Genomic DNA, 13979 nt, shown 5'->3' on the forward strand with positions numbered 1-13979 from the left:
GATGATCACGTTACCCGGCTTGAGGTGTCGCCGGTGTTCAGGAGGGAGAGGAAGCAGCCGTGCCGGTGCGCATCCTCCCAGCCCCAAGAAGTCGCAACCCTCAATCCAAAGGTCAGCGATGCTAAGCAGAGGTTTCCTCAAGCGTGCGGCGACCGGGGCCTCCATGGGCCAAAGCAATCCGCGGGGAGGTAAGGGCTTGTACGGCTTCCCTTCCTCTGCGGGCCACAAATGAAGTTCAGCCAGGAAGTCTTCGGTACGGGCCTGGCTACGCCGCCATTCACGCCAGACGGTATTTCGCGATCACTCTGGGGCTCCAAGATCCCCTTGGAGGCGAAAGGTAGTGCCAGTCGGAGAGATAGAGGCTTAGTATGTATGGCATGCGCAGCGAGCCTCGACGAATTGGGGAGCCGGCCCGATTTTATCTCTCAATTACATTCGACGATATTTTCGTTTATAAAACGAACCAGAATCTTCCAATTGGCAGGACAGGAGGCAACTGTCAAGACGGCGTTGCAACGTTTTGGGAGGATCCGAATGGACGAGTATCATTGACCGCCACGGCAGTACGGAATGCCTTACGTCGAGCCGTGAAAGTGCACGGCTTGCCTGATATAGATTTTGGCAATTTTTCTGACAACGAGATCACTGATAGCTTAGTTCAGATATCTCGCTTTTGGTCTATGGCTAACGAAATGCAAGTCTCAGGGAGTGCAACGTTTAAGGGTCACCTTAATTTATGGCGAGGTGGAACACTTACGCATGGCATTTGGCAGTTTCTACTCCAGGAAGCTCTTCCTTACGAGCTTCGCACAAGAAGCGGAGTAGGTCCGATGTCCTGTGTTCTTGCGAGGGACCGCACCTACGATACAAGGTTCCTAACATCCAAGATCCCCCAGGTGATCCGCGGCGCTATGCAGGAGCTGAGAAATGTCCTCGCCACCGACCCGACTCAGATTCTTGAGATAGAGCACCGGGACTTCGAGAGAATATCTGCGATCGTGGCCGAAGATCTCGGATTTGATGTGCAACTGACCCGTGGAAGCAAGGATGGGGGGAAGGACTTAGTGTTGCGATGCAGGGATGATCGAGGTCAGGCACGCTCTATCTATGTTGAAGTTAAACACTGGAGCTCAGGCAAGAAAGTGGGACCGCAGGAGTTAGAGAAACTATTTATGGTAATCGCACGAGACCATGTCGATGGCGGACTTCTAATCTCTACCTCCGGATTCACTGATCCTGCCCGTAAGCTTCTTTCCGGTTCCGACAAAGCTGACATTATACGCCTTATTGAATTAGGTGAAATGACCTCATACATGCGCGAATATGCGCCACATCAAGCGGGGGAAAGAAATCCCGAATCCCTGCTTTGGGAAATTATCCGCCGCCCACTGCGGTAACGCAATTACTGACACCTAATTCAGCGATACGAAGAAATGAAAAAGAAGTGGTGCGTCACTGTAGCCCGCGAGTTTAGCTGAGTACGACGGATGCTTTTATGAAGCTCAGAAGATTCGAACCCTGACGTTCTGCTTGCAAAGATGTGTGGCGATCTTACTCCACTTGAGAATGAGCAGATCACAGCGCTGATCGCGTTCCCTGCAACTCCCCGTTGTTCCTCCTTTTCCTGTTCAATCAGAAATGCAACGGGCGCGCCACCCAGATTCCCTGAATCTAGAATCTACGGATCAGCGGAAAACACTTTCTAATCTTCGCGGTGCCCTGACATCGGCGCTTAAGAACCGGCGAGGCGAGCTTGAATACGTTCTATCATCCCAGGTAGCTCATCCAGCACAGGGTCTAATTTGGTAATCGCCGACCGAAAACGGGCAAACTTTTCTTCATCTTCACCGTAACCATAGAGCCCAATAAGCGTGATAAGTGTAGGCGCCATGACTTTCCACGCTTTTTCTGGAGCGCCCCGACTCGCCATATTCGCCCAATAAAAACAGTAATCAATAATCCCATATTGAGCGCACTCTTCTAAGAGATGCCGAACAACGGGATCATCGGGAATTACCTGTTGAGCAACACGTAGAGGTAGAGATGCCTCTATGAGTACGGCGAGAACATCTCTTATAATGCATATCCTTGCATAGCTAGTCTTCCCGAGACCCGCTACTTGAGCAGATGTGGAAATATTTGGAAACTTCTCTAATGGCGACAGTCCATTCTCTTCGCGCTCACGCCATTCTCTAATCATTGCCTCGGCTAGCGTCGCCCCGTAAGCGCGGAGTTCTTCATTCGGCTGGTAATCGATATTTAGATCATTTAAGAGTCCGCGAACTATTTCAAATAGAACTTCCGAGCCATAAGCATCGGGAATCAAAGCAGTAACAGCCGCGTCAGCTAAGGCGTGCGCGTCCTCTGGCCCGTGAATCAACGAACGACGAGGCAGGTTAATTCCCTTTTTTTTCGGCAACGGATTGCCGACGAAGAAGAGTGCGAAAATGTCGATACGCTATATCAATAGCTAGATCAATCTTCTCTTCCGGAGAATTAGCAAGAGACATTGCCCGCTCGATGTTCACAATCACGCTGCCGCGATCGTTAGCAATGAGCCATTCTAAGGCTTTTCGCACACCCATTTCAGGCAATGGCAAGCGACTGGTGGTGAAGATCTCCTTGGATTGCGGGCGAGCAAAGAAGATCTGGAGTATCGCCTTCTCTAGCCTTTGCTTACGCACGGTGGCCAAAGCGAGCGCTTCGGCCACCACGTATGTGTCTTCTGTGAGCTCTACCGATGCTGCACCACGACCTTGCCCTTGGCTTCGCTTCTTCGGCCAAGGCAGAGCGCCGAACTCACGCCAGCGCCGAATCTTAGCCAGGCTCACATCCAAGTCCCGCCCATGCAGCCAGCCCTGCAACTGAAGCTCTGTCGAGGTAGGGCCTTTCCACGCCACAGCTAGAGGATAGATGGAACCCCGCGATTTTTGCCGCAGAGAGCGGATCCCCGGTCTGGCGTACTACCGGTATGAACTCACCTGAGACTCCTTCCACACAGCAAGGCAGCCAAGAGCAGAGCAAGTCCCACATCAGCCGTTCAGAGAAGATCCGGCTGGCATCTGCTGCCATCGCAGGCGTGGTGTCCGGCACAGTACGCGCAGTCATCGCTTGGTTCCTGGGATGACAAGCTAGATATGTAAGCTCGTAGCCTGGTCTTTCGGTGGGCTGGGGGCTGAGGAACGAAGTCCCAGCCCGTCGATCGCCCCTAGCCAGCTACGGTGGCTAACCACAATCAGGCGATCGTAAGGGTTGCATCCGAACGGCGGTGCGGCCCCGCTGCGGTGGCTGAGGGGCAAGTGCGGTGGGTGAGCGGTGCGGTGAGCGGCTCGCGGTCCCGCCGCCGGCCGAGACCGGCGCCCACGCCGCACGCTCGGGCGGCGGAGCGGGCGGCGGGCCGTGCGGCGGCGCGCCGCGCCGCCGTCTTGATTCAAACAAGAACAATTCGGCAACGTTCCGCAGCACCCGTTTTGTCCTGTTCCGGGACATGTTTGGACACTGCAGCTTCACCAGATGCTTGACAGTTCTGGCTGTTCCCAACCAGACGGTCCTTCCAGTTCGCGATGCTCCCGCAAGACGGGATGCTGTCGATCCGCACTGTTTGGCATGTTCTCACCTAGACATGTGTAGCACTGGCACACTGAATCCCCTACCGGGTTCGGGTCGATCCGATACGTCCCCCATGGAGATACTGATGCACCTAAGCAAGATCATCGCACGCGGATTTCGTGCTAGCGCTAATGGCGAGCTTGAATGCGTCATACCTGGCCGATTCTCGGTCCTCATAGGCGCTAACAATGCTGGCAAGTCGACTGTCTGCGACGCGATCTACCTCGGGCATCGCATGAGGTTCCCGCGATTGCCATTGCCGTCTTCTGCAACTCTTGGGTCTGGTGACCGGAGCATCACCGTAGAATACTCCTACGCTGAAAACTCCGTCGACGAAGGGCCGCTAGGACAGCTCCTGCAGGGGCAGACTGGCACCTCCAGTACCGGGCAGGCCGCCACATGGATGTATAGCCTGAGCCGTGATCTCGGAAAAGTATCTGCTCAGGTGGCCGTCGGAGCCAACCTGCTCAACAGCGTCCGACTGATCTACTTGCCAGCGTGGCGGAACCCCATCGACGAACTCGCCCGTCGCGAAGCGCGGATCCTCATCGAACTGCTCCGGGCACAGCAACAGCGGTTAACCGGAACTCGAAACCTCCAGTCGCTACGATCGAGCGCTGCCGACCTTCTCGACGCTCTCTCTCAACATGAAATCATTCAAAGCATCGAGCGAAGGGTGGGAGAGCACCTGCGCTTTCTGACGGCCGGGGTTAGCCAGCAGTGGCCCTTTGTCCGTGGGCAAGCCATCAACGACGAGTACCTTGCCCGTGTTCTTGAGCTGATGCTCGCAGTCGTCGACGACCGTGCCCAAGCTCGAAACTTGGAAGTTAGTGGCCTCGGCTACGTCAATTTATTGCACATCGCTGTCACCTTGGCTGCCATCCCTGACTCTGCAGCGCGCCAAGCCACTGACACGATCGCCGACGCCGAAGCTATGCACGACGAGAAAACCACTACGCCTATCACAGATCCGTCCGGCGAAGACTCTTTCGATCTTGAGGACCAGGTGCGTGCCGCCGCGGACCGCTTAGCGCAAGCCAGAGCCGAACGAGATTCCGAGGAAGACTCGTTCTTTCCGTCCACACCGTTTCATGCAACCGTGGTGATCGAAGAACCCGAGGCACACCTGCATCCACAATTGCAACACGGGCTCGCCCGATACCTGCGCACAGTCGTACAGCGACGCCCCGAACTGCAGGTGATCCTCTCCAGTCACGCTACTGACATCATCACCTCCTGCCTGCCGGAGGAGCTTGTCGTGTTGCGCCGCACCCCCGATGGGCGACGCATCAGCCGGCCTGTGGGCGGTCTGCCAGTTCCCGACCGCGATAAAATCCTCAAGTTCGCGCGCTTACACATGGACGCGACACGATCTGCTGCGTTGTTCGCGGAACGGGTTGTCTTCGTCGAGGGCGTAACGGAAGCAGCCGTGCTTCGGCTATTTGGGCAGGTGTGGGCTGCCTCAGATCCAAACAAGATCGCCTTCGTTGACGCGCTGACGATCACTGTGATGGGCTGGAAGGTGGGCGAGTGGCCGGCCAAACTTCTTGCCACACGCGGGTTCGAACTAGCGACCCGAGTGGCAATTCTCAGCGACAGCGATAAGCTCACCACGGAAATACCGACAAAGCCTGTATGGACGAACAACTACAACCCTGAAACGCTTGGCTACTTCATCAGCCATCCCACGCTTGAGCCATCGATCACTCCTGGCAATGAGACTCTAATCGCGACCGCCCTTGAGGCTACTGGCCTCGACGTTCCAGAGGTGGTCAATGTGGAGAGCATTGCCGCCCTGTTCGCCAGCGCCAGCAAAACCTACGGCACCCCCGAGGGCGCTGGCAAGTCTCACAAAGCCCAATTCTCCCTTAATCTGGCGCAACTGCTAGAGACATACATCAGAGTTGATCCCACCAGTGTGGTGGTGCCGGAACACATCGCTGATGTCTACAACTTTCTCTATGACGTGGATGTGGACGTAGTAGAGCCAACCATAGACGTCATCCCGTTCTAAAATTGAAGTCATCGCTACGTCGAGTCGGCCCTAAGCACAGGAACAGGAGATGCCGTTGAGGTCCAACCCATCGCAGCATCACGGCCTCACCGATGAGCAACTGCTAGCGGCTGCCGCCAAGGAGACTGCCGTATTCATCGAGGCCGCTCCCGGATCGGGCAAGACAACTGTCGCGGCTGAGCGATACGGGTTCCTGCACTACAACAACCTCACCGACCCACGTGCCACTGTCGCCTTAAGCTTTACCCGAGCGGCCACTCGTGAGTTGCGAGACCGCGTCGCACGTATGTGGGGTCTCGAAGCTTTGCGCTCACCCAACCGCATCGTCACCATCGACACGCTGCTGTCAGAGCTGTGCAGCTTCCTACTGTATGACAATCATCTACGCTGGCCTGGAAGACATACCGATCTACGGGTGCTCGACGGGTGGGGCACGTCACACAAACACACCTACTCCCGCTACGAGCCAATCCTCGCCTTAAGGGAACGTGAGATCGTCATCTCCTGTCGCATCAACGACAGTGCCAGCACCCATATCGCTGACGCCTCCTTTAAGGAAGCCATCAACGCCGGTATTTGCACTCATGAAGATGTGCGTGCCATAATTAATGCCGCCCTCAGCGATGAAGAACTGTCAGAAGTTCTGGGGCGCCGCATCCAGTCCACAATCCGGAGTCTTATCGTGGATGAGATCTTCGATGCGAACCGACTAGACCTGAGACTCATAAGCCGGGCGATCAGATATAGCACTAACGTAACGGTAATTGGAGATCCCTGGCAGGCGCTTTATCTTTTCCGCGGCGCTGGCCCTCATCTCGTACCCAAGCTTATCAAGCACTTCGACTTGCACACCTATAGGTTGACCCGCTCATTCCGGTTCATCAGTGAACAATGCGTGGATCTTGCACGTAACCTACGGGCAGGTGAACCTATAACATTGCCTGCCCACACGGACGAGCAACTCGACATAGTCCTTGCACGCAAATGGGACACTTTATGGGAGATAGGCGGAGACGTCTTACCTCTGTCGTTCGGCAGTCCGCGCACTGTTGAAAAAGCCGCCGCACTGCTCCTCTTGGACATGGTGACCGTCTCCGCGCTTGGTAGGCGAGCCATCTTTATCGAGGAAGCCTTGGTAACGCTTGGCATCACTGATTCCGACGTACGGAAGCGTCTCAGCCTGCAACTGATTGACGTCCTCGCTACACTCCGCTCGACGACGGCTTCTGCGGTCAATGACGCTTGGGACCAGCTTGTAGAGGTCGTGCAGACAGAGTCATCACAACAGTTCCGCAACCGGCACCCGACTTATACTCGCCCGCTATCGCTACTGCGTGGCTATCTGCAGCGTGACGTCTATCATCCGGTGCCAGCGGTCACAGTGCACCAAGCAAAGGGCCAGGAATGGTCGGGCGTCGGCGTACGACTCACACCAACAGAGAGGATCGCATTGGGTGCCGGACTCGACAAAACCAAGGATGATCACCGAATCATCTATGTAGCGCTTACTCGCGGTAAGTCGACAACAGTCGCTATCTAAACCGGTGGGCTGCCCAGTGCCGGATCCAGCGAACCTTGGTATATTTTCAGCCAATGATCAAACGATTCACAATGTCGTTAGCATGACCGCCTCAGGCTCGCATGCCGCTTGGCACTTGTCCCGTCTCGCTTGATGGCACCGTCTGTCACGATGCCCGTGTACGTCGGGGATGTTGGCCTGTAACTTCGCTGTGTGGCTACCAACGAAGAGCGGTCGCGGTGGATCGTGCACGGGGAACGGCTCATCTATGACAACCGGTGGATTCGGTTGGGGCTCGTTGACGTGGCGATCCCGGACGGGGAGCGGTTCGAGCATCACGCGGTGCATCTGGATCGGGCGGCGATCGCCGTGGTGGTCGACGAGCAGAACCGGGTGCTGATGATGTGGCGGCACCGGTTCCTGTTCGACCGGTGGGGCTGGGAGCTTCCCGGCGGCCTGGTCGACGCCGGCGAGGACGCCATTACGACAGCTGCTCGTGAGGTGGAGGAGGAGACAGTGTATCGGCCCAAGGAGATCGAGCCTTTGATCACCTACCAGCCGATGGCAGGCATGGTCGACTCCGAGCACAGCCTGTTCCTGGTGCGAGGTGCCGATCTGGTCGGAAGTCCAACCGGGGAGATCGAGGCCGATCTCATCGAGTGGGTGCCGATGGCCGAGATCCCGGCGATGATCGCACGCGGTGACATCTGGACGTCGGGGACGTTGATCGGTCTGTTCGCGGCGCGGGATCGGCTCAGCGCAACGAGCGGCTGACGGCTCGGGCGAGTTCCTCGCCACGTCGGCGTTGCCGGCTGGAGCCGGTCATCGTAGCGAGGTGCTGAGCGCGCTGGATGTGGGGTTGGGCGGCATCGGGCTCTCCACGGGCGAGAAGGGCATGACCCAGGTCGCAACGGACGCCGGATTCGGCGCGGTTGTAGGTGCCGTCCATCCCGGCCAATGCGGAACGCAGGTCTTCGACGGTCCCCGGATCGCCGAAGCGCACCAGGCAACTCCCCTGCCAACGCGCCAGGTGGCGAGCGTTGACCGACAGGTAAGGCATGTCGGGGTCGGCGTCACCATCGGGCAGGAGCGCGGCGGCCTGTTCCAGGGCGGTGCGGCAGGTTGCTTCGTCTCCGAGAATGGCAGCGCCTTCGGCTTCGGCTGCGGACATCCAACGACGCCAAACCGGTACGACTGGCGCTCGACGCGCTCGCCCTCCGCCTTGACGGCAAGGCGGCGGCTCCGAACACGATCGCCCGTAAGCGGGCCGTCTTCCATGCCGTTCTGGAGTACCGGTGGAGCTGGAGGAGTTGGACGCCAACCCGCTGCACAAGGTCACCTGGAAGCCGCCCAAGGTCACCGAGACTGTTGATCCTCGCGTCGCGGTCAACCCCCGGCAGGCTCAAGAGCTGCTCACGATGGTGACCTACGTGGGCGGGCGTGGTCGTGGCTGGCGGCTCATGGCGCTGTTCGCCTGCATGTACTACGCGGCACTACGCCCGGCTGAGGCGGTCGGCCTGCGACTCCAGGACTGCCACTTTCCGCCCAAGGGCTTGGGGGCGGCTGACGGTCGACATCTCCCGGCCAGAGGTCAACACGCACTGGACGGACAGCGGGAACGCCCATGAGGAACGAGGGCTCAAGCACCGGGGCCGGGCCGACGTGCGTCCGGTGCCGATCCCGCCGGAACTGGTGGCGATCCTTCGTCGACACATCGAGGAGTACGGGACCGGCGCGGACGGGCGAATCTTCCGTAGCGAGCGTGGCGGCGTGATCGCGTCGACGGCCTATACCGAGGTGTGGCAGGAGGCTCGAAGGCTGGCCTTCACCCCGGCTCAGGTAGCTTCTCCCCTCTGGCCCGCAGACCGTACGACCTGAGGCACGCGGCGGTCTCCCTCTGGCTCGACGCGGGTGTCTCGGCTCCCGACGTGGCGGAGCGGGCCGGGCGCAGTGTGGACGTTCTGCTGCGGGTCTACGCCAAGTGCCTCGACGGTCACAAGGATCTGGCGAACCAGCGGATCGGTGACGCGCTGGTCGGCTGAGGTGTTCACCGTACAAAGAGGTCCCGGAAGCCATCCGGGGCCCTCTTCGCTTGTTCCACACGTCGTGGAACCGTCGCATAATCACCATTCGGCCAGTCGATGTCGCCACCATGCGCCTGGCATCGACGAGTGTCCGCGGCCCGCCCCCGGATCAGGCAGAGTCCGGTCGCGGAACTTCGTGTCCAGCCGCTCCACAATTCGCCAAAGCTCAGATCGAGCGAACGAGGGCAGGGCGTGAAGAGCTTCTTCCAAGAGGTCACGGGCTTCTACCGGGTCGCAACATGGCAACCCGTCCGGACGGAGGTAGAGGTATCGGCCGGAGTGCCGGAGAAACCCTGCGTACTGGTCCAAGGCGTCGGCCAGGGCGTTCAGCCACAGACGCTCGGCTTCCAGTCGTCGTATCGCGGCATGGGTTTTACGAGAGATTCCAGGTATTTGCCTGGCCGGGGTGGGGGCGGGTGATCGAGGGCACCCTGAACGCAGAGTGCTGGGCGGCCTACGCGGCACGGTTCCTTCGAGTCGGCATGCGGCACATCCTGTCACGTCTCAGCAGGCCACCGAAAGGCCGATGCTCGTTGCAGAGCCTCCGGAAAGCCCGGCGTGACCTGGGAAAACACGACCAAGATCATTGCACGCATATTGGTGGAGCAGTGACATGCGGCTGCTTCCGGTTGCCTGCGGCTGCACACCCCAGAAACGCAAAAGAGGCCCCGGAGGGCCTCTGAGCTGCTGTTTCTGCTGGTGGCAGGTGCAGGACTTGAACCTGCGTAGGCTGAGCCGACGGTTTTACAGACCGCTCCCTTTGACCACTCGGGCAACCTGCCGTGTCTTCCGCTTGCGGCGGCGACAGGAAGAAGAATAGCGGACTTCCGGGTGTGACGTGACATCGACGGAGGGCACCTCCGGATACCCGCTCCTATCAGGACTTTTGGTGCGTACGTCACCGTCTGCCCCGGTGTCGTCTGGGGAATCTGGGGAGGGAGTGACACCGGAGGCGTCGCGGTGCTGGGGTGGGATGGGGCTCACTGATGGGAGTGTCTGGGGAACGGCCGCTGGGAGGCGACGCGGGGGATGGGGGAAGAAGGAGGGACCGGAAGAAGAAGAGGACACGCCGGGGGCGCGGGAGGGTGGGGGTGGGAATGAGACACGCTGGGGCGGGACAGCACCCGCTGGGGGCGGGGCGGGGACGCGCTGCCGCCTCGGCATCGGCGGGAGATGCTGGCTAGGCTGATCCGTTACGTACGCGTCTACCGAACCGGCTCGCGGGCGCCGCCGCGATGCGAGGTCCGTGGCCTCCGGGAGCCGGGTAGCGATTCATAGTTCTAACAGGTCAGAGGGGATTGTGCTTTGGCAGATTCATCGTTCGACATCGTTAGCAAGATCGACCACCAGGAGGCCGACAACGCGCTGAACCAGACGGTCAAGGAGGTCGGGCACCGATTCGACTTCAAGGGCACCGGCGCGACCATCGCCTGGTCGGGTGGTCAGAAGGCCGTTGAGATCAAGGCCAACAGCGAGGAGCGCGCCAACGCGGTCCTCGACGTCTTCAAGGACAAGCTGATCAAGCGGGGACTCTCCCTCAAGATCCTGGACGCGGATGAGCCCAAGCTGTCCGGCAAGGAGTACCGGCTTCTGGTGACCCTCAAGGAGGGCATCGACCAGGAGAACGCCAAGAAGATCTCGAAGATCATTCGCGATGAGGGGCCCAAGGGCGTCAAGGCCCAGATCCAGGGCGAGGAACTGCGAGTGAGCTCGAAGAAGAGGGACGAACTGCAGGAGGTCATCGCCCTTCTCAAGGGTAAGGACCTGGAGATCGCCCTTCAGTTCTCGAACTACCGCTAGGGGCCCGCATGGACTTCGGATCCTCAGATGGTTGGAGGCTTCGAATCCATACGATGGCTCCGCGGAGATGAAGAAGTCGGGGGTCTTGTCGAAGCGGAAGGCCGGCCCGTGCCACTCTTTGATCCGGTTGATACAGCGTTCAGTCGCGTTGCGCTACGTGGAGAGCTCTGGACTGGATCACGGCTGGCCGGGCGGCCGCCACGGGAGCCGCGGTTCTGGCGGTTGGCCGCCTGGTCGGTTTTCCCGGGGATGACGGCCCTGAGGCGGCACCTGCGTAGACGCCTAGAAGGTGCGGTTGTCGTGGGAGTGGGAGGAGTAGGCCGGGCGGGGGCGCGGGCCTTCGATGGGCGGGCGGACCTTTCTGGTCAGGCCCTCCGGGAGCGGCCCAACCCGGCTGCCGGTACGAACCGCCGTGTCACCGCGTCGAATCGCTGCCGTGGGTCCGGGATCGGGCCTCGCTCGCCCAGGGGCGGGTGAGGATCGACATCGGTGAGGTCTCCGCACGCCACACCCTCTTCCTGCCATCGCTCGACCCGCGTGCAGAGGTGAGGATCGATATTGGTGAGGTCTCCGCGCGTCACGGCGATGGCCTGCTGGGACGGCAGACCATCGCGCGCGAGCGAATCACTCTCGTACAGGTAACTACAGGGTGAGGGTTTCCAGGTCTACGGCGTTGGCCATGGCCTGGGCGCCCTTGTCGTTGAGGTGCATGCCGTCACCGCTGTCCAGGGCGGGGTGGATGTAGTCGGGCGCCTCGGGGTTCTCGACGGCTCGGGCCACATCGAAGACGGCGTCGAAAGTGTCCGTGGTACGGATCCAGTCGTTCACCGCGCGTCGGGTGGTGAGGCCCTCGGGGGTGCTGATCCCGGGGTAGATGGCGCCCGCGAAGGGGCCGACGGTGGCGGCGAGGATCTTCAGGTTGGCCGTGTGGGCGCGGTGGGCCAGGGCCGTGAAGCCCTCGATGAGGGCATCGGGGGTGACGGGAGGCTCGCCGGACATGCCGGGGAGGCCGAGGTCGTTGATGCCGAAGTGCACCAGGACGTGGGTCAGGCCGGGAATCGAGAGGACATCGCGGTCGAAGCGCGCCAGCGCGTGCTCGCCGACCTCGTCCCGTAGCAGGCGGTTTCCGGCGATGCCCTGGTTGACGACCCATCCCCGCTTGAGGCGCCGGTTGAGGACGTCCACGGAGCGATTGTTCGCACCGGTCGTGGAGCCGACCCCTTCGAACCAGGAGTCGCCGAACGCCACGGCGATCGCGGTGTCGTCCGGGGTGAGCACGTCGACACCCGAGACGTAGAACCTGGCTTCCACCCGCTCGGCCTCAGGGAGTGCGGGTGAGGTGACGTGGTTCCCGCCGACGATGTGGGCGGTCTCCATGGGCCGGTGGGAATAGGTGGCCAGGCCGGTCTCCTCGGGGAGGTAGAGGCTGAGGGACAGGTCGGCGCCGGAGGCGACGGGGAGATCCACCGGGTCGCTGACAGTCTCTTCTCCCGGCGGGATGGTGAGCTTCTCGGTGCCGTCGAAGGTGAGGACGGCCCGTCTGTGCCCGGTGGCGGCCGTCGCGGCGGCGATGGTCAAGGGGGTGCGGCCGTAGAGGTTCGTCAGGCGTACGCGGAGGCGTTCTCCGCCTCCGGCCATGTGAAGCACCTGACGCACCGTCTGGTCGGCGAAGCCACGCGGTTCGGTGAGCTGGATCTGCTCGTAGGGACTGATCACGGCGGTGCGGAAGCCGGCTGTCCAGGTCATGTTCACTCCGTTGGTCGTCACAGGGAATCTCCATCGCTCATCGCGGGGAATCTTCATCGGTTGTCACTCGGTCGTCACGGGGAATCTCCATCGCTCGTCGCGGGGGATCTCCGTTGGTCGTCACGGGGAATCTCCATGGGTTGTCGCGAGGGATGGGGAAGGGGGATGTCGTCGTTCAGGCGGGGGTCAGGACGGTCTTTCCGGCCAGCCGTCCGGTGGCGGCCTCGTCGTGGACGGCGGCCAGGTCGGCCAGGGGGCGCCGCTCGGCCACCTCGACCTTCAACTCTCCGGCGTCGACGCGGGCGACCAGCTCGGTGAGCTGGGTGGCGTCGCTGCGCACGAACACCCGCACCGTCCGCACCCCGCGCCCGGCGTCGTCGGGACCGGGGGTCGTGGCGCTGACGAAGGTCGCGCCGTCGGCGACCAGGTCGACCAGCCGCGCGGTCTCCCGCGGGCCGGTGGGCGCGAGGTTCAGCACCACGTCGAATCGCTCCCCGGCCACCGCCTCCAGGATGGGGGTGGCGGTGTAGTCGATGATCCGGTCCGCGCCGTAGGAGCGGACGCGGTCAAGGCTGCGCGCGCCGGCGGTCGCGGTCACGTCGGCACCGGCCCGCTTGGCGAGCTGGACCACGTACCCGCCGACCGCGCCACCCGCGCCGTTGACCAGTACCGACTGCCCCGCCTTCACCTCGGCGTACTCGAACAGCGCCTGCCAGGCCGTCAGGGCGGCCGACGGCAGCGCCGCGGCGTCGGCGAGGTCGATCGTGCGCGGGGCGGCGGCCAGGGTCTCGGCCGGGACGGAGACGTACTCGGCGGCGGCACCGGGCGCGGTCATCGGCAGGAACGCCACCACCGCGTCTCCGGCCTGCCAGCCGCCGACCCCCTCGCCGACTTCGGTGATGACGCCGGACACGTCGAAGTTCGGGATGTGCGGGAAGGTCACCGGAAACACCTCCCGCAGGAAACCGGCGCGGATCACGGCGTCCACCGGGTTGAACGAGGTGCCGGCGACCCGCACCACCACCTGCCCCACTCCCGCCACCGGACGGTCGGCGTCCTCGTAGACCAGGACGTCGCTGTCGCCGTAGGAGTGGTAGCGCACTGCCTTCATGATCTCTCCTCGCTCAGATGCTTTGAAGTCGAAGCAGATGGTGACAGTAACCTGCTTCAACTTCAAAGCAATACCCGTCGCGCGAGTGACCTTCGT

General features: G+C 61.1%; 12 protein-coding genes and 1 tRNA gene. 7 read left to right on the forward strand and 6 right to left on the reverse strand.

Going from position 1 to position 13979, the window contains the following annotated elements; genetic code table 11:
* Positions 1-377 precede the first annotated feature (377 nt).
* Complete coding sequence (locus ABD817_RS02015; RefSeq protein WP_344914358.1) at positions 378-1397, forward strand: restriction endonuclease; 1020 nt, start codon at positions 378-380, stop codon at positions 1395-1397.
* A 335-nt stretch (positions 1398-1732) separates the two neighbouring features.
* On the opposite strand, the gene ABD817_RS02020 is transcribed toward ABD817_RS02015, so the two are convergent.
* Together ABD817_RS02020 and ABD817_RS02025 are read right to left on the reverse strand one after the other, a co-directional pair.
* The gene (locus ABD817_RS02020) at positions 1733-2419 is read right to left on the reverse strand and encodes a hypothetical protein (RefSeq protein ID WP_344914360.1); all 687 of its coding nucleotides are present in this window, start codon (positions 2417-2419) and stop codon (positions 1733-1735) included.
* Complete coding sequence (locus ABD817_RS02025; RefSeq protein ID WP_344914362.1) at positions 2397-2900, reverse strand: hypothetical protein; 504 nt, start codon at positions 2898-2900, stop codon at positions 2397-2399. The genes ABD817_RS02020 and ABD817_RS02025 overlap by 23 nt, the downstream gene beginning before the upstream one ends.
* A 782-nt stretch (positions 2901-3682) precedes the next feature.
* Here ABD817_RS02025 and ABD817_RS02030 point away from each other — a divergent pair.
* The 3 genes from ABD817_RS02030 to ABD817_RS02040 all read left to right on the forward strand — a co-directional run bounded on the left by ABD817_RS02030 (position 3683) and on the right by ABD817_RS02040 (position 7916).
* Positions 3683-5623 (forward strand): ATP-dependent nuclease, encoded by a 1941-nt coding sequence (locus tag ABD817_RS02030; protein WP_344914364.1) that lies wholly within the window; start codon positions 3683-3685, stop codon positions 5621-5623.
* Between the two features lie 49 nt (positions 5624-5672).
* Positions 5673-7163, forward strand: coding sequence for a UvrD-helicase domain-containing protein (locus ABD817_RS02035; protein WP_344914366.1), 1491 nt, complete (start codon positions 5673-5675; stop codon positions 7161-7163).
* A 225-nt stretch (positions 7164-7388) separates the two neighbouring features.
* On the forward strand, positions 7389-7916 hold the full coding sequence (locus tag ABD817_RS02040) for an NUDIX hydrolase (RefSeq protein ID WP_344914367.1): 528 nt from the start codon (positions 7389-7391) through the stop codon (positions 7914-7916).
* Here the strand turns inward: ABD817_RS02040 and ABD817_RS02045 are convergent.
* Positions 7897-8313 carry a hypothetical protein gene (locus tag ABD817_RS02045; RefSeq protein ID WP_344914369.1) on the reverse strand — a complete coding sequence of 139 codons (417 nt, stop codon included), beginning with the start codon at positions 8311-8313 and terminating at the stop codon, positions 7897-7899. The genes ABD817_RS02040 and ABD817_RS02045 overlap by 20 nt on opposite strands.
* Positions 8314-8437: 124 nt before the next feature.
* Between ABD817_RS02045 and ABD817_RS02050 the strand changes: the two genes are divergently transcribed.
* Positions 8438-8770, forward strand: coding sequence for a hypothetical protein (locus tag ABD817_RS02050; RefSeq protein WP_344914371.1), 333 nt, complete (start codon positions 8438-8440; stop codon positions 8768-8770).
* Positions 8771-8941: 171 nt separating this feature from the next.
* The gene (locus ABD817_RS02055; RefSeq protein ID WP_344914373.1) at positions 8942-9184 is read left to right on the forward strand and encodes a site-specific integrase; all 243 of its coding nucleotides are present in this window, start codon (positions 8942-8944) and stop codon (positions 9182-9184) included.
* Positions 9185-9923: 739 nt separating this feature from the next.
* Here the strand turns inward: ABD817_RS02055 and ABD817_RS02060 are convergent.
* Positions 9924-10008, reverse strand: a tRNA-Tyr gene (locus tag ABD817_RS02060).
* Between the two features lie 523 nt (positions 10009-10531).
* Here ABD817_RS02060 and ABD817_RS02065 point away from each other — a divergent pair.
* Entirely contained in the window at positions 10532-11026 is a 495-nt protein-coding gene (locus ABD817_RS02065) for a YajQ family cyclic di-GMP-binding protein (protein ID WP_344914375.1), read from the forward strand.
* A 642-nt stretch (positions 11027-11668) separates the two neighbouring features.
* Here the strand turns inward: ABD817_RS02065 and ABD817_RS02070 are convergent.
* Both ABD817_RS02070 and ABD817_RS02075 read right to left on the reverse strand, forming a co-directional pair.
* On the reverse strand, positions 11669-12772 hold the full coding sequence (locus tag ABD817_RS02070) for an SGNH/GDSL hydrolase family protein (RefSeq protein WP_344914377.1): 1104 nt from the start codon (positions 12770-12772) through the stop codon (positions 11669-11671).
* A 175-nt stretch (positions 12773-12947) separates the two neighbouring features.
* The gene (locus tag ABD817_RS02075) at positions 12948-13883 is read right to left on the reverse strand and encodes an NADP-dependent oxidoreductase (RefSeq protein ID WP_344914379.1); all 936 of its coding nucleotides are present in this window, start codon (positions 13881-13883) and stop codon (positions 12948-12950) included.
* Positions 13884-13979: the final 96 nt, after the last annotated feature.

It is taken from the genome of Streptosporangium oxazolinicum, assembly GCF_039537505.1.
In the GTDB taxonomy this organism is placed as follows: domain Bacteria; phylum Actinomycetota; class Actinomycetes; order Streptosporangiales; family Streptosporangiaceae; genus Streptosporangium; species Streptosporangium oxazolinicum.

Excerpts from the sequence above, each read along its gene's own strand:
- ABD817_RS02015 (WP_344914358.1), top strand. The coding sequence starts at position 378 with ATGCGCAGCGAGCCTCGACGAATTGGGGAGCCGGCCCGATTTTATCTC.
- ABD817_RS02030 (WP_344914364.1), top strand. The coding sequence starts at position 3,683 with ATGGAGATACTGATGCACCTAAGCAAGATCATCGCACGCGGATTTCGT.
- ABD817_RS02035 (WP_344914366.1), top strand. The coding sequence starts at position 5,673 with ATGCCGTTGAGGTCCAACCCATCGCAGCATCACGGCCTCACCGATGAG.
- ABD817_RS02045 (WP_344914369.1), bottom strand. The coding sequence starts at position 8,313 with ATGTCCGCAGCCGAAGCCGAAGGCGCTGCCATTCTCGGAGACGAAGCA.
- ABD817_RS02070 (WP_344914377.1), bottom strand. The coding sequence starts at position 12,772 with ATGACCTGGACAGCCGGCTTCCGCACCGCCGTGATCAGTCCCTACGAG.
- ABD817_RS02075 (WP_344914379.1), bottom strand. The coding sequence starts at position 13,883 with ATGAAGGCAGTGCGCTACCACTCCTACGGCGACAGCGACGTCCTGGTC.